15 protein-coding genes are annotated in these 18,827 nt (G+C 70.0%); 6 read left to right on the forward strand and 9 right to left on the reverse strand.

All coding sequences use genetic code 11. From position 1 onward, the window contains the following. Positions 1-362: 362 nt before the first annotated feature. A complete protein-coding gene (locus tag PSEWESI4_RS01295; RefSeq protein WP_187669387.1) occupies positions 363-1,307 on the reverse strand; it encodes a PDR/VanB family oxidoreductase in 945 nt (314 codons plus the stop codon). A gap of 51 nt (positions 1,308-1,358) precedes the next feature. Next, complete coding sequence (locus PSEWESI4_RS01300; protein ID WP_187669388.1) at positions 1,359-2,417, reverse strand: aromatic ring-hydroxylating oxygenase subunit alpha; 1,059 nt, start codon at positions 2,415-2,417, stop codon at positions 1,359-1,361. Between the two features lie 335 nt (positions 2,418-2,752). Between PSEWESI4_RS01300 and PSEWESI4_RS01305 the strand changes: the two genes are divergently transcribed. After that, a complete protein-coding gene (locus tag PSEWESI4_RS01305) occupies positions 2,753-4,078 on the forward strand; it encodes an MFS transporter (RefSeq protein WP_187669389.1) in 1,326 nt (441 codons plus the stop codon). A 7-nt stretch (positions 4,079-4,085) separates the two neighbouring features. Here the strand turns inward: PSEWESI4_RS01305 and PSEWESI4_RS01310 are convergent, their stop codons facing one another. Next, positions 4,086-4,982: a LysR family transcriptional regulator gene (locus tag PSEWESI4_RS01310; protein ID WP_187669390.1), complete on the reverse strand. Its 897-nt coding sequence runs from the start codon at positions 4,980-4,982 to the stop codon at positions 4,086-4,088. Positions 4,983-5,091: 109 nt separating this feature from the next. Between PSEWESI4_RS01310 and mdlC the strand changes: the two genes are divergently transcribed. The 5 genes from mdlC (at position 5,092) to PSEWESI4_RS01335 (ending at position 11,976) form a co-directional block, all read left to right on the forward strand. Next, positions 5,092-6,678: a benzoylformate decarboxylase gene (gene mdlC, locus PSEWESI4_RS01315; RefSeq protein WP_187669391.1), complete on the forward strand. Its 1,587-nt coding sequence runs from the start codon at positions 5,092-5,094 to the stop codon at positions 6,676-6,678. Positions 6,679-6,737: 59 nt separating this feature from the next. Next, positions 6,738-8,129: an MFS transporter gene (locus tag PSEWESI4_RS01320; protein WP_187669392.1), complete on the forward strand. Its 1,392-nt coding sequence runs from the start codon at positions 6,738-6,740 to the stop codon at positions 8,127-8,129. A 49-nt stretch (positions 8,130-8,178) separates the two neighbouring features. Further along, positions 8,179-9,129 (forward strand): ketopantoate reductase family protein, encoded by a 951-nt coding sequence (locus tag PSEWESI4_RS01325; protein WP_187669411.1) that lies wholly within the window; start codon positions 8,179-8,181, stop codon positions 9,127-9,129. 25 nt (positions 9,130-9,154) lie between these two features. After that, the gene (locus PSEWESI4_RS01330; RefSeq protein WP_187669393.1) at positions 9,155-10,630 is read left to right on the forward strand and encodes an aldehyde dehydrogenase family protein; all 1,476 of its coding nucleotides are present in this window, start codon (positions 9,155-9,157) and stop codon (positions 10,628-10,630) included. A 95-nt stretch (positions 10,631-10,725) separates the two neighbouring features. Further along, a complete protein-coding gene (locus PSEWESI4_RS01335; RefSeq protein ID WP_187669394.1) occupies positions 10,726-11,976 on the forward strand; it encodes an OprD family porin in 1,251 nt (416 codons plus the stop codon). A 30-nt stretch (positions 11,977-12,006) separates the two neighbouring features. On the opposite strand, the gene PSEWESI4_RS01340 is transcribed toward PSEWESI4_RS01335, so the two are convergent. The 6 genes from PSEWESI4_RS01340 to PSEWESI4_RS01365 are packed head-to-tail and all read right to left on the reverse strand — an operon-like array spanning position 12,007 to position 18,747. Further along, on the reverse strand, positions 12,007-13,338 hold the full coding sequence (locus PSEWESI4_RS01340; RefSeq protein WP_187669395.1) for a DUF58 domain-containing protein: 1,332 nt from the start codon (positions 13,336-13,338) through the stop codon (positions 12,007-12,009). Beyond that, a complete protein-coding gene (locus PSEWESI4_RS01345; RefSeq protein ID WP_187669396.1) occupies positions 13,335-14,354 on the reverse strand; it encodes an AAA family ATPase in 1,020 nt (339 codons plus the stop codon). The genes PSEWESI4_RS01340 and PSEWESI4_RS01345 overlap by 4 nt, the downstream gene beginning before the upstream one ends. After that, positions 14,351-15,526: a DUF4350 domain-containing protein gene (locus PSEWESI4_RS01350; RefSeq protein ID WP_187669397.1), complete on the reverse strand. Its 1,176-nt coding sequence runs from the start codon at positions 15,524-15,526 to the stop codon at positions 14,351-14,353. Before PSEWESI4_RS01350 ends, PSEWESI4_RS01345 begins: the two co-directional genes overlap by 4 nt. Beyond that, complete coding sequence (locus tag PSEWESI4_RS01355) at positions 15,523-17,085, reverse strand: DUF4129 domain-containing protein (RefSeq protein ID WP_187669398.1); 1,563 nt, start codon at positions 17,083-17,085, stop codon at positions 15,523-15,525. Before PSEWESI4_RS01355 ends, PSEWESI4_RS01350 begins: the two co-directional genes overlap by 4 nt. Beyond that, positions 17,072-18,052 (reverse strand): stage II sporulation protein M, encoded by a 981-nt coding sequence (locus PSEWESI4_RS01360; protein WP_187669399.1) that lies wholly within the window; start codon positions 18,050-18,052, stop codon positions 17,072-17,074. The genes PSEWESI4_RS01355 and PSEWESI4_RS01360 overlap by 14 nt, the downstream gene beginning before the upstream one ends. After that, positions 18,049-18,747: an RDD family protein gene (locus PSEWESI4_RS01365; protein WP_187669400.1), complete on the reverse strand. Its 699-nt coding sequence runs from the start codon at positions 18,745-18,747 to the stop codon at positions 18,049-18,051. The genes PSEWESI4_RS01360 and PSEWESI4_RS01365 overlap by 4 nt, the downstream gene beginning before the upstream one ends. Between the last annotated feature and the right edge of the window lie 80 nt (positions 18,748-18,827).

The raw sequence follows: 18,827 nt of genomic DNA on the forward strand, positions 1-18,827 counted from the left end.
CTCCCCGCGAATGCGGTGATCCAGAGTCTCCGGGCTCCTGTGTTCGCGGGAGTGACGGGATGAGAGTCGCGTGTCCCGACGTCGTCCCCGCGAATGCGCGGATCCAGAAAACAGCGTAGGGTGCCCGTCCACCGCGTATCGCGGGTAAATCCGCTCCTAACCCCATCGGTAGGAGCGCGCCATGCGCGCGATCGCGGGCGTGGCCCGCTCCTACAGGAATCTCGTCGTCCCTGCGAACACGGGGCCAGAGTCTCCGGGCTCCTGTGTTCGCGGGAGTGACGGGATGAGAGTCGTGTGTCCTGACGTCATTCCCGAGAACGCGGGAATCCAGAAAACAGCGTAGGACTCCGTCCGCGATGAGGCTACAGATCCAACACCAACCGCGGACTCCGCGACCGCGAGCAACAAGGCGTGAACTGATCATTGGCAGCCTGCTCGTCCTCGGTCAGGTACTGGTCACGGTGCTCCGGCACACCTTCCAGCACCCGCGTCAGACAGGTGCCGCAGATACCCTGCTCGCACGCCACCTGCACCTCTACCCCGACGCACCGCAGCGCTTCCACCACGCTCTGCCCATCCTCCACGCGCACCACCTGCCCGCTGCTCGCCAACTGCACCTCGAAGGCTTCCCCGCCCACGTCCGGCTCGGCGCCGAAGTACTCACGGTGCAGGCGCGACTCGTCCCAGCCCAGGGCGCGCGCACTGTCCAGCACATGCTCCATGAAGCCCGCCGGGCCGCAGGTGTACAGCTGCGCATCGCCCGCCTGCGCCGCCAGCAACGCGGCCACATCCAGGCGCCGCGCCGGCTCGCCGTCATCGAAGTGGCAATGCACGCGGGTGGCGAAGGCGGACTGCGCCAGGTACTCGACGAAGGCCGCCTGCTGCGCCGAGCGCGCGCAGTAGTGCAGTTCGAAGTCGGCGCCGCTGCGCGAAAGCTGCTCGGCCATGCTCAGCAGCGGGGTGATGCCGATGCCGCCGGCCAGCAGCAGGCGCCGCCCCGGGCCTTCGGCGAGGGGGAAGAGGTTGCGCGGTTCGCCTATGCGCAACGGCTGGCCGGCCTGCAGTTCGTGCACCGCGCGGGAGCCGCCGCGCGAGTCGGCACAGCGCAGCACGGCGATGCGGTAGCGGTGGGTTTCCTCCGGCGCGTTGCACAGCGAGTACTGGCGCACCAGCCCGCCCGGCAGGTGCAGGTCGATGTGCGCGCCGGCGCTGAAGGCGGGCAGGGGGCCGGCGTCGGCACGGGCCAGTTCGAGGCTGAGGATGTCCGGGGTTTCCCGCTGCACGCGGGTGATGACGACGTCTAGCACGGTGGCGGTCTCACGCTCGGCCGGCCTCGCGGGCCGGCTCTGGGATGGGGCTCAGGCGCTGGCGATGAGCGCGGCGGCGGGTTGCTGTTGCTCGGCCGCGCAGAGGCGTTCGAGGATGCGCCGCGACTGCACGCCGCCGGCGTCGATGTTCAGCTTCAGCAGTTGCCGCTGCGGATGGCGCAGCAGGTTCTGCTGCTGCTGTTCGAGCATCTCCAGGTCCTCGCCGAAAATCTTCCCCTGGCCCTCGCGGATGGTCGCGGTGAGCGCCGCGTCCTGCGGCTGGAAGTTGCGCGCCATGCCCCAGAAGTACCAGATGGAGGTCTCGCTCTCCGGGGTGATGAAGTCGACCACTATGCTCGCCGCCTTGTGCTGCGCCGGGGCGTGGTAGCCGCCGTGGCCGGCGTGGGCCACGCCCACTTCGATCAGCACGTGGCTGGGCGGAGTGAAACGGCAAATCTGCCAGCGGTCCACCGGCACGTCGTCGGCCAGGCCGTTGCCGCGCAGGGCCAGGCGCCAGAAGGGCGGGGCCATGACGCTTTCCATATGCCGCTCGGTGATCACCTCGTCGCCTTCCACGCGGGTCTTCGGCGCGGCCTCGTCGATCTCCTTCTGGCCGATGCTGTTGGCGTGCACGTAGGTCTCGTGGGTGAGGTCCATGAGGTTGTCGATCATCAGCCGGTAGTCGCACTGGATGTGGTACAGGCCGCCGCCGTAGGCCCAGTCCGGGTTGTCGGCCCATTCCAGGTGGTGGATCAGCGCCGGGTCGGCCTGCGCGGCGTCGCCCGGCCACACCCAGATGAAGCCGTAGCGCTCTTCCACGGCGAACTTGCGGATCGCCGGGAAGCCGCGCACGCGCTGGCCGGGCATGGACTCGGTGTGGCCTTCGCAGCCCATGGCCAGGCCGTGGTAGCCGCAGATCAGCTTGCCGTCCTCGACGAAGCCCAGCGACAGCGGCGCGCCGCGGTGCGGGCAGAAGTCCTCCAGTGCCGCCACGCGGCCTTCGGGGCCGCGGTAGAAGACCATCTTCTCGCCGCAGACCTGCCGGCCCAGGGGCTTGTCGGCGATCTCGTCGGGGGTGCAGGCGACGTACCAGGCGTTCTTCGGGAACATGGGGCGATCCTCATCTTGTGGTTTTTATTGGATCCAATGGTTGGCTTCGAGCGGAAGGCCTGTCAACCGTGGTGGTCGAAAAATAATCAGTTCGATAACCGAACGAATTCCATGATCAGGCTGAAATCTCCGATAAATAGGGGTTCTAGCATCGTAAAGGCTGTGGGCTCTGTAGACTCCGTCAGCCCATTTCGTGTTTTTGGGATCCAATAGGGCTTGTTTTCGGGATCCACTGCTGCCAGGGTGTGCGCCAGCAAAGCCTCCACAACAAGAACAAGAGGAACCCGCCATGCCGTGCGCCCATTCCCGAACCTCCGTCCGCCGGAGGTGCGCCCATGAATCGTGACCTGCGCCATGCCCTCGACCAGGGCCCGATGAACCGCTTCCAGTGGACGGCCATCGGCATCTGCATCCTGCTCAACATGATCGACGGCTTCGACGTGCTGGTGATGGCCTTCACCGCCGCCTCGGTCTCCGCCGAGTGGAGCCTGAACGGCGCCCAGGTCGGCCTGCTGCTCAGCGCCGGGCTGTTCGGCATGGCCGCCGGCTCGCTGTTCATCGCCCCGCGCGCCGACCGCTTCGGGCGCCGCCCGCTGATCCTCTTCTGCCTGCTGCTGTGCGGCCTCGGCATGCTGTGCTCGGCCCTGGCCCAGAGCCCGACGCAACTGGCCCTGCTGCGCGGCTTCACCGGCCTGGGCATCGGCGGCATCCTCGCCAGCAGCAACGTGATCGCCGCCGAATACGCCAACCGCCGCTGGCGCCCCCTGGCGGTCAGCCTGCAGTCCACCGGCTACGCCCTGGGCGCCACCTTCGGCGGCCTGCTGGCGGTGTGGCTGATCGGCCACTGGGGCTGGCGCTCGGTGTTCCTGGCCGGCGGCCTGATCTCCCTGGCGGCCATCCCGCTGGTGCTGGCGGGCCTGCCCGAATCGCTGGACTTCCTCCTCGCCCGCCGTCCGGCCAACGCCCTGGCGCGGGTCAACGGCCTGGCCCGGCGCCTGGGCCTGCAGAGCCTGGATGCGCTGCCCGAAACCCGCTCGCGCGAGGCCTCCGGCGTGGCGATGCTGCAGCTGCTGGCGCCCGCGCTGCGCCGCTCGACGCTGCTGATCTGGCTGCTGTTCTTCCTCGCCATGTTCGGCTTCTACTTCATCATGAGCTGGACGCCCAAGCTGCTCACCGCCGCCGGCCTCACCGCGCAGCAGGGCATCACCGGCGGCGTGCTGCTGAGCATCGGCGGCATCTTCGGCGCCGCCCTGGTCGGCGCGCTCTCGGCGCGCGTGCCACTGGCGCGGGTGCTGCAGGGTTTCATGCTGGTCACCGCCGCGCTGCTGGTGCTGTTCCTCGGCTCGGCTTCGTCACTGGCTGCCGCGCTTGGCCTGGGGCTGCTCATCGGGCTGTTCGCCAACGGCTGCATCGCCGGGCTCTACGCGCTGTCGCCGCTGATCTACCCGGCCGGCGTGCGCGCCACCGGGGTGGGCTGGGCGATCGGCGTCGGCCGCCTGGGCGCAATTCTCTCGCCCACCGTGGCCGGGCTGCTGCTGGACGACGGCTGGCAACCGCTGCACCTGTACGGCGTGTTCGCCGTGGTCTTCGTCGCCGCCGCCCTGGTGCTGCTGGGCCTGCGCCCGGCGGCGCCGGCCGGCGAGCCGCTGGCCGCGCACTGAGGACGCCTCAATGCTGCCCTTCGAGGATCGCGTCGGCGATGGCGTTGCGGAACCACTCCAGCGCCGCCGACTGCTCGCTGCTCGCGCGCCAGTGCAGGGACACCTCGAACGCCGGCACGGCGAAGGGCAGTTCGAGCATCTTCAGCCCGCCCTCGGCGACGAACATGCGGGCGATCTGCGCCGGCAGGATGGTCAGCAGGTCGGTGCCGGGGATGATCTTCGGCAGCACCGAGAAGTGCGGCACGCGCAGGGCGATGCGGCGCTCCAGCTTCATCGCCTGGAGCACGTCCTCGGCGATGCCGTGGCCGGAGGTGCGCGTCACCACCACGTGGCGTTCGGCGAGGTAGCCGGCCAGCTCCAGGCGTTCGCCGATGCGCGGGTGGTCGGCGCTGAGCAGGCACACGTAGCGCTCCTGGATCAGCACCCGGCTGCGGCTGCCGGGCACCGCCTGGCGGCAGATGGCGGTGTCCACCTTGCCGCTGGCCAGCCAGTCGCCCACCTCGTCCACCTGCAGCGGCAGCACTTCCACCTCGGCCAGCGGCGCCTCGCGGTTCAGCCGCGCCAGGATCAGCGGCAGGAAGCCCAGCTCGCCCAGGTCCGACAGGGTGATGCGGAAGCGCCGCTCGGTGGTGCCCGGGTCGAACTGGCGGGTGCTCTGCACCGCGCCCTCGATGCGCGTCAGCGCCTCGCGCAGGGTGGCGTACAGCTGCTCGGCGACGAAGGTCGGCTGGATGCCGTCGCGGCTGCGGCTGAACAGTGGGTCGTCGAACAGCTCGCGCAGCCGCGCCAGGGCGTAGCTCACCGAGGGCTGGGTGACGAACAGGCGCTCGGCGGCGGCCGTCACGCTGCCGGCCTCGTAGAGGGTGACGAAGGTGCGGATCAGGTTGAGGTCGATCTGGGCCATGGCAGTCACATAGATGGTTTTTATTTTCGATAGAAAGACTATCGATTTGATCGATTATTAGGCCGCTGCGAGAGTAGCGCAAACCCAAGAACGAGCCTGAAGGGCCAGCATGAAAACCGTCCATTGCGCCTCCTACGACATCCTCCGTCGCCACGGCCTGACCACCATCTTCGGCAACCCCGGTTCCAACGAGCTGCCGTTCCTCAAGGACTTCCCCGCGGACTTCCGCTACATCCTCGGCCTGCACGAAGGCGCGGTGGTCGGCATGGCCGACGGCTTCGCCCTGGCCAGCGGCCAGCCGGCCTTCGTCAACCTGCACGCCGCCGCCGGCACCGGCAACGGCATGGGCGCGCTGACCAACGCCTGGTACAGCCACAGCCCGCTGGTGATCAGCGCTGGCCAGCAGGTGCGCTCGATGATCGGCGTGGAGGCCATGCTGGCCAACGTCGAGGCGCCGCAGCTGCCCAAGCCGCTGGTGAAGTGGAGCGCCGAGCCGGCCTGCGCCCAGGACGTGCCGCGCGCGCTGAGCCAGGCCATCCACATGGCGAACCTGGCGCCCAAGGCCCCGGTGTACCTGTCGATTCCCTACGACGACTGGGCGCAGCCGGCGCCGGCGGGCGTCGAGCACCTGGCCGCGCGCAACGTGGCCAGCGCCGGGCTGCCTTCGCCGGCGCAACTGGGCGAGCTGGCCGGGCGCCTGTCGCGGGCGCGCAACCCGGTGCTGGTGCTGGGCCCGGACGTCGACGGCGCCCGCGCCAACCCGCTGGCCGTGCAACTGGCGGAGAAGCTGCGCATGCCGGCCTGGATCGCGCCCTCGGCCTCGCGCTGCCCGTTCCCCACGCGCCATCCGTGCTTCCGCGGCGTGCTGCCGGCGGCCATCGCCGGCATCTCGCAACGGCTCGCCGGGCACGACCTGATCCTGGTGGTAGGCGCCCCGGTGTTCCGCTACCACCAGTTCGCCCCGGGCGACTACCTGCCCGCCGGCGCCGAGCTGGTGCACATCACCTGCGACCCCGGCGAGGCCGCCCGCGCGCCCATGGGCGATGCCCTGGTCGGCGACATCTTCCTCACCCTCGAAGCCATGGTGGAATCGGTTCGCACCAGCGCGCGGCCGATGCCCGAAGCCCTGCCGCGCCCGGCGCCGCGCGCCGACGAAGCGGGCCCGCTGCACCCGGAAACCGTGTTCGACGTGATCGACGAACTGGCCCCGGACGACGCCATCTTCGTCAAGGAATCCACCTCCACCGTGACCGCCTTCTGGCAGCGCGTGCAGATGCGTGAGCCGGGCAGCTACTTCTTCCCGGCCGCCGGCGGCCTGGGCTTCGGCCTGCCGGCGGCGGTCGGCGTGCAGCTGGCGCAACCGCAGCGCAGGGTGATCGGCATCATCGGCGACGGCTCGGCCAACTACGGCATCACCGCGCTCTGGACCGCCGCGCAATACCGCATCCCGGCGGTGTTCATCATCCTCAAGAACGGCACCTACGGCGCGCTGCGCTGGTTCGCCGGGGTGCTCGACGTGCCCGACGCCCCCGGGCTGGACGTGCCCGGCCTGGACTTCTGCCAGCTCGGCCGCGGCTATGGCGTGCGCTCGGTGCAGGCGGCCGACGCCGCCAGCCTGCGCGCGGAACTGGCCCGCGCCCTGGCCGGCGACGAGCCGGTGCTGATCGAGGTGCCCACCCTGACCATCGAGCCCTGAGGGCCCGACTTACCGACCGCAGCTCGCGGCCACGCCACAACAATAAGAACGAGGTGGATATGAATACGACTACCGTCAGTGAGACGCTGGAGGCTGCCGGCCAGCACTCGAACCGCCCTGCGGCCAGCGCCGATATCGGTACCCTGCTGGACGAAGGCCCCTTCACCCGGATGCAGAAGGTCGTGGTGCTGCTGGCCGCGCTGTCCATCGTGCTGGACGGCTTCGACGGCCAGCTCATCGGCTTCGCCATCCCGATGATGATCGCCGAGTGGGGCATCAGCCGCGAGGCCTTCGCCCCGGCGGTGGCCGCCGGGCTGATCGGCATGGGCATCGGCAGCGCCTGCGCCGGCCTGTTCGCCGACCGCTTCGGGCGGCGCATGGCGGTCATCGCCAGCGTCTTCGTGTTCGGCGCGGCGACCTGCGCCATCGGCCTGGCGCCGGATGCCCTGACCGTGGCGTTGCTGCGCTTCGTCGCCGGGCTGGGCATCGGTGGCGCGCTGCCCAGCGCCACCACCATGACCGCCGAATTCACCCCGGCGCGGCGGCGCACCCTGGCGGTGACCGCGACCATCGTCTGCGTGCCCCTGGGCGGCATGCTGGCGGGCTTCTTCGCTTCGCACATCCTGCCGCTGTACGGCTGGCGCACGCTGTTCTTCGCCGGCGGCGCGCTGCCGCTGGTGCTGGGCTTCCTGTTGCTGGCGACGCTGCCGGAGTCGCCGCGCTTCCTGGCGCGCCGGCCGCAGCGCTGGGGCGAACTGGGCCGCCTGCTCGGGCGCATGCAGCGGCCCATGCCCGAGGGTGCGCGCTACACCGATTCGCTGGAACAGGCACGGGAGAAACGCGCCGGCTTCCGCGCCCTGTTCGACCTCGGCTACGGGCGTGACACCGTCGCCGTCTGGGTAGCCTTCTTCATGTGCCTGACCGCCGTCTACAGCGCCTTCAGCTGGCTGCCGACCATGCTCCAGGCCGAAGGCCTATCGCTGGCCGTGGCCGGCTCCGGGCTGACCGCCTACAACCTGGGCGGCGTGATAGGCGCGCTGGTCTGCGCCGTGGCCATGACCCGCTGGGGTTCCTACTGGCCACTGCTGCTGTGCTGCCTGGGCGGCGCCGCCAGCGCCTTCGCCATGCAGGTGCTGGACGCGAACCAGCACGCCAGCCTGCTGATCTTCGGCTTCGGCGTCCATGGCCTGTTCGTGAATGCCGTGCAGTCCACCCTGTACGCCCTGTGCGCCTTCATCTACCCCACCGGCGTGCGGGCGACCGGCACGGCCTCGGCGCTGGCCTTCGGTCGCCTGGGCGCCATCCTCAGCGCCTTCGCCGGCGCCAGCGTCATCACCCTGGGCGGCGCGCACGGCTACCTGACGCTGCTGGGTACGGTGATGGTGGCGGCGATGGTCGCCCTGATGCTGGTGCGCCGGCACATTCCCCGGCGTGCGCCGGGGCTTTCTTGAAACGGCCGTGAGCGGGAGGCATCCGATGAATGAACGGAACGGCAACGCTATGAACATCAGCATCCTGGGAGCCGGCGCCATGGGCTCGCTGTTCGGCGGCCTGCTGGCGGAAAGCGGCCAGCGGGTGACCCTGCTGGACATCAACGACGCGCACCTGGCAGTCATCCGCGAGCAGGGCCTGCGCCTGGTCACCGACAGCGGCGACCGGCGCATCCGCGGGCTGACGGCCTGCCGCCCGGAACAGGCCAGCGGGCATCCGGACCTGCTGTTGGTGTTCACCAAGACCCTGCATACCGAACAGGCCCTGGCGAGCATCGCAGCGCACCTGGCCGGGCACACGCGGGTGCTGTCGCTGCAGAACGGCCTGGGCAATGCCGAGACGCTGTTCCGCCACGTCGCGCCGGAGCAGGTGCTGATCGGCATGACCACCTGGCCTGCCGACCTGCACGGTCCCGGCCATGTCGAATCCCACGGCCTCGGCGTGGTGCGGGTCTTTTCGGCGGACGGTGTCGAACGCCCTGCCTGCGCGGAGGTGGCGACCGTGCTGGATGCGGCAGGCCTGCGCTGCGTGGCGGACGCGGACGTGTGGGCGGCGATCTGGGAGAAGGTGGCGTTCAACGCCGCGCTGAACAGCCTGTGCGCCGTCACCGGTTGCGCGGTGGGGCAACTGGCGGCCGTGCCGCAAGGCCCCGAACTGGCCCGCGCCGTGGTGCAGGAGGTGCTGGCCGTGGCCCGCGCCGAGGGCATCGCCGTGGACCCCCGGCACTGCCTGGCGAGCGTCGCCGATGCCATCGCCCAGCACCGCACGCACAAGCCGTCCATGCTGCAGGACGTGCTGGCCGGGCGGCCCACGGAGATCGGCTCGATCAACGGCGAGGTGGTGGCCCGCGCCCGCCGGGCGGGCATCGCCGTGCCGCGCACGGAAATGCTGCTCGGGCTGCTGCGCCTGGTGGAGGCGCGCGCCCGCGAAGCCGCCGCCGCGAGCGGACCCTTGGTATGAACCCCGTCTTTCAAGGAGCTTTGTCATGAGCGATGCCAATACCCCCTACACCGACTTCCACCTGCAACCCCTCGCCGGCGAATGGCGCACCGGCAGCGCCGGCAAGGTGCTGCGCGACAGCAACCCCTACGACGGCAGCCTGCTGGCGGAAATCCCCCAGGCCGGCCGCGAGGACCTGGATGCCACCTACCGCAAGGCCGCCGAAGCGCAGCCGGCCTGGGCCGCGCTGCCGCCGGTGGAGCGCGCCGCGCTGCTCCACCGGGTGGTGGAGGTGTTCGACCGGCGCCGCGAGGAGATCATCGACTGGATCATCCGCGAATCCGGCAGCACCCGCCTGAAGGCCACCCTGGAATGGGGCGCGGCGCGGGGCATCACCCTGGAGTCGGCGTCCTTCCCCAGCCGCGTGCACGGGCGCATCGTCGACTCCAACATCCCCGGCAAGGAAAGCCGCGTGTACCGCAGCGCCATCGGCGTGGTCGGCGTCATCAGCCCGTGGAACTTCCCGCTGCACCTCACCCAGCGCTCGCTGGCCCCGGCCCTGGCGCTGGGCAACGCGGTGGTGGTCAAGCCGGCCAGCGACACCCCGGTGTGCGGCGGCCTGCTGCTGGCGCGCATCTTCGAGGAGGCCGGGTTGCCGGCCGGCGTGCTCGGCGTGGTGGTCGGCGCCAGCAGCGAGATCGGCGACGCCTTCGTCGAACATCCCGTGCCGGGCCTGGTGACCTTCACCGGCTCCACCCCGGTGGGGCGCAACATCGGGCGCATCGCCAGCGGCGGCGCGCACCTCAAGCACGTGGCCCTGGAGCTGGGCGGCAACAGCCCCTTCGTGGTGCTGGAGGACGCCGACCTGGAGCAGGCGGTGAACGCCGCGGTGTTCGGCAAGTTCCTGCACCAGGGGCAGATCTGCATGGCGATCAACCGCATCATCGTGGTCGACGCGCTGTACGACGCCTTCGCCGAACGCTTCGTCGAGCGCGTGAAGCAGGTGAAGGTCGGTGACCCGCAGTCGATGGAGACCGCGGTGGGCCCGATCATCAACCATCGCCAGCTCGAAGGCCTGCTGGAGAAGGTCGCCCTGGCCCGCCGCGAAGGTGCCACGCCGCTGTACGAAGGCGGCGTGCAGGGCCAACTGCTGGCGCCCCATGTCTATGGCGAAGTCGGCCCGGACATGGAGATCGCCCGCGACGAAATCTTCGGCCCGCTGATCGGCCTGCTGCGCGCCCGTGACGAAGCCCATGCCCTGGAACTGGCCAACGCCAGCGAGTACGGCCTTTCCAGCGCCGTGTTCACCGGCGACCTGGAACGCGGCGTGGCCTTCGCCCGAAAGGTGCGCGCGGGCATGACCCACGTGAACGACATCCCGGTCAACGACGAGGCCAACGCGCCCTTCGGCGGCGAGAAGAACTCGGGCCTTGGCCGCTTCAACGGCGACTGGGCGATCGACGAGTTCACCCGCGACCACTGGGTGAGCGTGCAACGGGAGGCGCGCCACTACCCGTTCTGATCGCCTAGCCGGTTCTGCCACCCACCCCGCCCACGGCGTGTCCACAAGGACGCGCCGCGGGCCGCTGCACCCCGAAAAAACGGAGAACAATAACAATGCAAAACCGTCACACCGCCGTATTGCCGTCCCTCGCCTGCGTGGCCCTGCCGCTGCTGTGCGCGCCCGCGCTGGCCGAGGAGGGCGGCTTCTTCGAGGATTCGCGCACCGACCTGGTGCTGCGCAACTACGCGTTCAACCGCGACTTCCGCGACCACAGCGCCGGCAAGAGCCTGATCAACGAATGGGCCCAGGGCTTCATCCTCAAGTTCAGCTCCGGCTACACCCGCGGGCCGCTGGGCTTCGGCGTGGACGCCATGGGCCTGTACGGCGTGAAGCTGAACAGCAGCCGCGACCAGAGCGGCTCCGAGCTGCTGCCGGTGCACGACGACGGCAAGGCCGCCGACGAATACGGGCGCGTGGCGGTGGCGGCCAAGCTGCGGCTGTCGGCCAGCGAGCTGAAGCTCGGCGAGATGCTGCCGGACGTGCCGGTGCTGCGCTACGACGACGGCCGCCTGCTGCCGCAGACCTTCCGCAGCGCGGCGCTGGTGTCCCGCGAGTGGGCCGGGACGAGCCTGTACGGCGGGCGCTACGACCAGGTCAGCCTGCGCAACTCGGCGGACATGCAGGACCTGTCGTCCTGGTCGGCGCCCACGGCGAAATCCGATGCCTTCAACTATGCCGGCGGGGAATACCGCTTCAACGACCAGCGCACCCTGGTCGGCGCCTGGTACGCGCAACTGGAGGACATCTACACCCAGCGCTACTTCAACCTGCTGCACAAGCAGCCGGTGGGCGACTGGGTGCTGGGCGCCAACCTCGGCCTGTTCTTCGACCGCGACGACGGCCGCGCCCTGGCCGGCGACATCGACAGCCACACCGCCTATGCGCTGCTCTCGGCCAACCATGGCGGGCATACCCTCTACCTCGGTTTGCAGAAGGTCGGCGGCGAGGGTGGCTGGCAGTCGGTCTACGGCAGCAGCGGCAGGACCATGGGCAACGACATGTTCAACGGCAACTTCACCAACGAGGACGAACGCTCCTGGCAGCTGCGCTACGACTACGACTTCGCCGCGATGGGCGTGCCCGGCCTGGTGAGCATGCTGCGCTACGGCAAGGGCGACAACGCCACCACCAAGGTGGGCCGCGGCGGCAAGGAGTGGGAGCGTGACGTGGAGCTGGGCTACACGGTGCAGAGCGGGCCGCTCAAGCTTCTCAGCGCGCGGGTGAACCATGGCAGCAACCGTCGTAGTTTCAGCAGCGATTTCGACCAGACGCGGCTGATCGTCAATTACCCGTTCTCGCTCTGAGGCAAGGACCGCAAGCCCTGGCGGGTGTGCTCAAAGCACCCCCGCCTTCTTCCACGCCAGGTAGCGACCGACCAGTTCCGGGCCCAGCTCGCCGGGGCGGGCGTCGAGGACTGGCAGGCCGTGGGCGGCGAGGCGTTCGTGCAGGCCGGCGCGGGCGTTGAGGTAGTCCACGGTGCCGCAGTAGGCGAGGGCGTCCTCGTAGGTCTGTACCGGCGCCTGGCGCAGGCGGTCGAGGACTTCCTCGCGCAGGCTGGCGACCAGCACGCGGTGGTGGCGGCCGAGGCGCTGCATGGCGCCGAGCAGTTCGTCGTCGTCTTCGTCGCGCAGGTTGCTCACCACCACCACCAGGGCGCGGCGGCGCTGGCGGGCGAGGACCAGGTCGGCGGCGGCGCTGAAGTCCGCCGGGCGCTGGGTGCATTGCAGGTCGTAGACGCCATTGAGCAGCACGCCGAGCTGCGCCTGGCCCTTGTTCGGCGGCAGGAAGCGCGGCTGGTCGCCGGAGAAGGTGGCCAGGCCCACCGCGTCGCCCTGGCGCAGCGCCACGTAGCTGAGCAGCAGGCAGGCGTTGAGGGCGTGGTCGAAGTGGGGCAGGTCGCCGTCCTGGCTGCGCATGCGGCGGCCGCAGTCGATCAGGAACAGCACCTGCTGGTCGCGCTCGTCCTGGTATTCGCGGGCGATCGGCGTGCGTTTGCGGGCGGTGGCCTTCCAGTCGATCTGGCGCAGGGTGTCGCCTTCGCGGAACTCACGCAACTGGTGGAATTCCTGGCCAAGGCCGCGTCGCTGGCGCTGGCGCACGCCGAGCTGGCTGAGCCAGTGGTCGACCGCCATCAACTGGGCGCCGTAGAGGCGCGCGAAGTCCGGGTAGACGCGGGTTTCGTCGGGTAGCGGCAGCAGGCGCTTGCCCAGCCACAGGCGCAGCGGGCTGGGCAGGTGGATCTCGCAGCCGGGGAAGCGGAAGTGTCCACGGCGCAGCGGGCGCAAGCGGTAGCGGTACTGGCTGACCTCGCCGGGATGCAGGGCGATGCGTTGCGGCAGGTGCTCGAATTCCATGTCCGCCGGCACGTGGTCGAACAACTCCAGCCAGGTGGTGCGCGGGAAGTCGTGGTGGACGTCCAGTTGCACCTCGCTCCAGCGGCCGAGCGACAGGTTGCCGGGCAACTGGCGGACAAGGCGCGGCGACGGCAGCCGGCGCAGCCACAGCGCATCGACGGCGGCGAGCAGGCCCAGGCTCAGCAGGGCGACCCACCACAGCCGGTGCAGCAGTGGCGGCGCAGCGTGGCCGAGGGCCGACAGCACGCCGAACGCCAGGGCGATGGCGAATAGGCCGACGAGCAGCGCCAGCAGCGGACGGGAAGGCTTCATAGGCGCGGCGCGGGAACCTGATCCAGCAGTTGCAGCAGCACCTGGTCGATCGACAGGCCCTCGATGTCCAGCTCCGGCGACAGCCGCACGCGATGGCGCAGCACCGCCAAGGCGCAGTGCTTGATGTCGTCCGGCACCACGAAGTCGCCGCCGCGCAGCAGCGCCCGCGCCCGGCCACCGCGCACCAGGGCGATGGAGGCGCGCGGCCCGGCGCCGAGCAGCAGGCCCGGCCAGTTGCGGGTGGCGCGGGCGATGCGCACGGCGTAGTCGAGCACCTGGTCGTCGATCGGCAGGTCGCTGGCGATCTTCTGCATGGCCAGCACGTCCCTGGCTTGCAGCAGCGGGCGCAGTGGCGTCACGTCGAGCATGTCGGCGCGCGCCGAGCGGGTCACCTGGCGGACCATGTCGAGTTCTTCGCCGGCTTCCGGGTAGTCCATGTGCAGCTTGAGCATGAAGCGGTCCAGCTCGGCCTCGGGCAGCGGGTAGGTGCCTTCCTGCTCGATGGGATTCTGGGTGGCCAACACCATGAACGGCTGCGGCACCGCCAGGGCGCGGCCTTCGAGGGTCACCTGGCGCTCCTGCATGACTTCCAGCAGTGCCGCCTGGGTCTTGGCCGGAGCGCGGTTGATCTCGTCGGCGAGCAGCAGGTGGGTGAACACCGGCCCCTTGCGCAGCTTGAACTGCTCGGACTGCAGGTCGTAGACGGCGTGGCCGGTGACGTCGCTGGGCATCAGGTCGGGAGTGAACTGGATGCGCGCGAACTCGCCGCCGAAGCAGCGCGCCAGGGCGCGCACCAGCAGGGTCTTACCGAGGCCGGGCACGCCTTCGATGAGCACGTGGCCGCTGGCGAGCAGGGCGGTGAGCACGTCGTCGATCACCGCCGTCTGGCCGATCAGGGCCTTCTGCAACTCGTGGCGCAGCGCCTGGGCCAACTGGCTGGCGCGCTGGCGCTGGGCGGCGGGGTTGCTGGCGGCGGGTTTTTCGCCGGCGGGGGAGTCGGGAGTCTGTTCGCTCATAGGGCATTCCTGAGGGTTTGCAGGTGGGCGACCTGGCGGGTGAAGTCGGGGGCCGGCAGGCGCTGCGCCGGCAACGGCCGCATGGCCTGGCTGATGGCGCTGGCGGGCAGGCGGGTGAGACGGCCGAGCACCTGCCACTGTCTGGCCACGTCGAGCCGTTCGAAGCCGGGATGGCGGCGCCGCGCGCGGCGCTGGATGTCGCGTTGCAGGGTCTGGATCAGCACTTGCTGGCCGCCATGGCGGAGCTGGAAGTCGGCGCCGCCACGCAGGTGTTCCTCGAGCTGGCGGCGCGCCCGGCTGAGCGGCGCGAGCAGCGGGCCGCGGCGCTGGCCGACGGCCCACAGGGCGAAGGCCAGCAACAGGGCGAGGACGGCCAGGGCTTCGGGGAAGTGCCGGCCGAGCAGGGTGAACAGGCCGTCGCGCTCGGCACGATGGAGCAGGGTGACGGCGCTGTCCTGGGTCAGGTACCAGAGCAGCCAGGCGTTGTCGTAGTCGGCGATCTGCTGGTTCTGCCAGATCCACGGGTCGCTGAGCACGGTGACCAGCCCCGCGCCGTAATAGAGCTGCAGGAGGTGGGTGGCCTTGCCGCTGTTGGCCCAGGCGTGGGCGAGGTTGTTGGCGTCGTAGAGGTGGAAGCGGGTGTCGAAGTCGATGTAGGCCGGCGCCGTCTCGTTCTCCAGGTAGAGCTTGGTCAGGCGCGGGTAGCGGTCTGCGTCCGGGTCCTGCTGCCCGTTTTCCTCGTCATCGTCGAGGTCTTCGCTGAGGTATTGCTGGACGCCCAGGCGGTCGAGCAGCAGGTCGCCGCTCTTGCCGTCGTCCTCGTCCCACAGGCGCTCGGCGATCAGCAGCAGGTGGCCGCCCTTGCCCGCCCAGTCGAGCAACCGTTCGGCCTGGCGCGGGGTCATGTTGCCACGGTCGCCGAGCAGCAGCAGGGTCTGCCCGGTGCTGGGCAGGTCACCCAGTTCGGCCAGGTTATCGGCGCGCCGCACCTTGAGGTCGCGTTGGCGCAGGAAGGTCTCGGCGGCCAGGTAGGGATTGCGCCGGGCCTCGGGTGAAGGGCCGTGCTTGAGTTCTTCCTGATAAGGCGTCAGCCGGCTGAGCGCGAAGATCGCCAGCAGGCCGAGCGCCAGCAACAGGCCGGCGCCGATCAGGAAGCGTTCGCGCCGTTTCATGCTGTGCGCTCCTGCGGGAACAGCCGGCGCCAGCCTTCGCACAGGCCGCGCTTGAGGCCGGCTGGTGGCGGGCGATGGCCATAGGCGAGGTTCTGCCAGTGGCGGGTCAGCACCTGGCTGAAGCGGCTCAGTTCGTGCTGCTCCAGGCCCTCGACCAGCGCCAGCACCTCGCCTTCGGTGTGCGATTCCTTCAGGGGCATGCGCAGTTCGTGGAGCAGGTGGCTGAGCAGCGCGCGATAGAGCAGGCCGAGGGCTTCGCGCGGTCGTTCGTCCCAGAGCCGTTCGACGGTTCCGGCGATGTCGTCGGGGAGGCTTTCCGGGGCCACTTCCAGGCCGAACAGCACGGTCGGCGCGGCGCGCTCGCGTCGCTGCGGCAGGCCCAGGCGGCCGACGAAGGTCTGCAGCCAGTCGCGATAGCGCCAGACCAGCAGCACCAGCAGGCTGGCCAGTAGCGCCCAGAGCAGCGCTTCGAGCAGGTGTGCCAGGCCGCCCCAGTGTTCGGCCAGCCCGAAGAGATGCTTCAGCAGGCGGGCCAGGGTTTCGTGGTCCGCTTCCTCGGGTTCCTCGCCGAAACGCCAGCGGGTCACGGTCTCGCGGTTCTCGAACGGCGGCTGGTCGAGCAACCGCTCGATGGTGTCATGGGCGGCCTTGCTGGTCAGCTCCTGCTGTTGCAGGCGCTCGGCCTTCGGCCCCAGCGGGTCGGCTTCTTCCGGGACCGGGCAACTGCCGATGGCCTCGGCGGCCCAGGCCTGGGGCGCCGGTTGCAGGAACAGCAGGCCGGCGCCGAGCAGCAGGGCGTAGGCGGCGCCGGTCAGGCGCTGGCGCAGGCGGCGGAAGGCCAGTTCGATGTCCCAGGCTTCCAGTTGGGTACGGCGGTTCAGGTAGAGGGTGAAGCCGCAGGCCACGTAGATCGGTTCCCAGATGATCAGCACCAGGGCATACAGCAGGTTGGAAAGGTGTTCCAGCCACAGCCATTCGCCGGTGTCCTCGAGGATCAGGCGCTCCCAGTCCCAGTCGAGTTCGACCTGTTGCGGCAGGAGCATATAGAGGAGGGTGATCAGGCCCAGCCACAGGGCCATTTCCAGGTGCACGCCGACCACGGTCAGCCAGGTGGCGCCGCCGGCGTCGCGCTGGCCGAGCACTGCCAGGCGCTGGCTGCGCGTTGCCCCGGAGAGCCCTTCGAGCTGCTGCACCGGCAGGTCGAAGCTGCGCGTCGGGCTGAGCCGCCGCCAGGTCAGGCTGGCCAGCAGTTGCGGTCTGAGCAGGCGCGGCCAGGCGCGCAACGCGTCGCGCAGGGTGGGCACGTCGCCGAACAGGGCGCGCGAGAGGATGTGCAGGGGCAGCCGTTCGTAGGCCGGCTTGAGCAGCCAGAACAGCAGGAGCGACCAGCTCGGGTAGTTCCACAGCAGCAGGGTCAGCAGGGCGAAGATCGGCAGGGTGACCAGCGCCCAACTGGCTATCAGCAGCCCGGCATGCCGGCGTGCCAGCAGCACGCCGAGGTCGACCGCCTCCCAGGCGCTGCGCGGGCGAATGGCGACGCTGGCATCAGTCAGGCGCATGCTGGCCTCGTCCGGCGAACAGCAGGTAGCCCAGCACCAGCAGCCACAGGCCGCCGCCGACCGCGTACTTGACGGTCGGCGTGGTGAGGGTCATCGACGACCAGTAGGCCTCGACGAAGGCGGCGACCAGCAGGAACAGCGCGGCGCCGGCGACCAGTTGCACGGCCGGCCGGGCGGCCAGGCGCAGGGCTTCGCCGCGCGGCAGGCGGCCGGGGGCGAGCAGCGCGGCGCCGAGCTTGAAGCCGGCGGCGCCGGCCAGGGCGATGGCGGTCAGCTCGAAGGCGCCGTGGCCGATCACGAAGGTCCAGAAGGTCTGGCCGAAGCCGATCTGCGTCAGGTGGCCGGCCACCGCGCCGATCATCAGGCCGTTGAAGAGCAGGAAGAACAGGCTGCCGAGGCCGAACAGCAGGCCGCCGGCGAAGGTCTGAAAGGCGATGCCGATGTTGTTCATGATGTAGTAGCCGAACATCATCCAGTCGTCGCCGGCGTCGCGCTCGCCGAAGCGCCCCAGGCGGCGCGCGTCGGGATCGTACATGGATTCCATCGAGGCCACCTGTTCAGGGCTGACCATGCTGTAGACCAGGTCGGGGAACAGGTAGACCAGCACGCCCATGCCGATCAGGCTGCCGAAGAACAGCAGGCTGGCGGCCAGCACGTGGCGCCATTCCTGGCGCACCAGGCGCGGCATGCCGCCGAGCACGAAGCCGATCAGTTGGGCGCCGAGGTGGCTGCGGTGGCGATAGAACTGCTGGTGCCCGCGCATCGCCAGTTGCTGCAACTGGTCGACCAGGTGGCTGCTGTAGCCGCGCTCGCGGGCCAGGGCGAGATGCTGGCAGAGCTGCCGGTAGTCGGCGGCGAAATCCGTGTAGGCCTTGCCCTTGGTCTTGCCGTTTTCCAGGGCGTCGAGCTGTTGGGCGAAGCGCTGCCAGGTGGCCTGGTGGCGGTTTTCGAACAGGCTCTGCTTCATGTCGGCCCCAGCAGACCGCGGGCGATGCGGTTGAGTTGCCGTTCCGCCTGCTCGGCCGGTATGTCCAGCGGCTCGGCGAGGATCGCCGCCAGTTCGGCGCGGCGTGGTTCGGAGAGCTGGCCCTGGCGCTCGGCGAAACCGAGCAGGGCGCGCTGTTCGCTCTGGCTGAGCGGGAAGGGCGCGCGCAGCGGCTCGGCTTCCGGCAGTTGCGGGCGGCTCGGTGGGGCGTCGCGGTAGACCACCAGGGTGCCGGCGGCGAGGTCGCCGAGGCGCTTGAAGGCCGGATGGATCAGGCAACTGAGGATGCCCAGGGTGTAGGCGAACGGCAGCAGGTCGACGAAGCGCAGCAGGTTGCGGGTCAGCGAGGCCGCCCAGCCGACCGGCGTGCCGTCGTCATGCACCACGCGCAGGCCCATCCATTGCTTGCCAGGCGTACGGCCCTGGTTGAGCACTTCGAACAGCACCATGTACCACCAGTTGATCAGGAACAGCAGGATCGCGCCCAGGCCCATGCCGAACTGGCCGAGCGCGCCGAGCACGATGAACAGCAGGAGCAGCACCAGGCCACGGATCGCCAGGTCGATGGCGAACGCCAGCGCGCGCGGCACCAGGCCGGCGGGACGCAGCAGCAGGTCGATGCCTTCCGGGGTCTCCACCCGGAAGCGGGTATCCAGGGGACGGGCCGTGGCGGACATGGCGAGATCTAGGCGAACACCCGGCCGGAGCGCGGGGCTGGAGAGAACACGAGCGCGGCGCTCATGGCGACGATCCTTGT

It is taken from the genome of Zestomonas carbonaria (genome assembly GCF_904061905.1).
In the GTDB taxonomy this organism is placed as follows: domain Bacteria; phylum Pseudomonadota; class Gammaproteobacteria; order Pseudomonadales; family Pseudomonadaceae; genus Aquipseudomonas; species Aquipseudomonas carbonaria.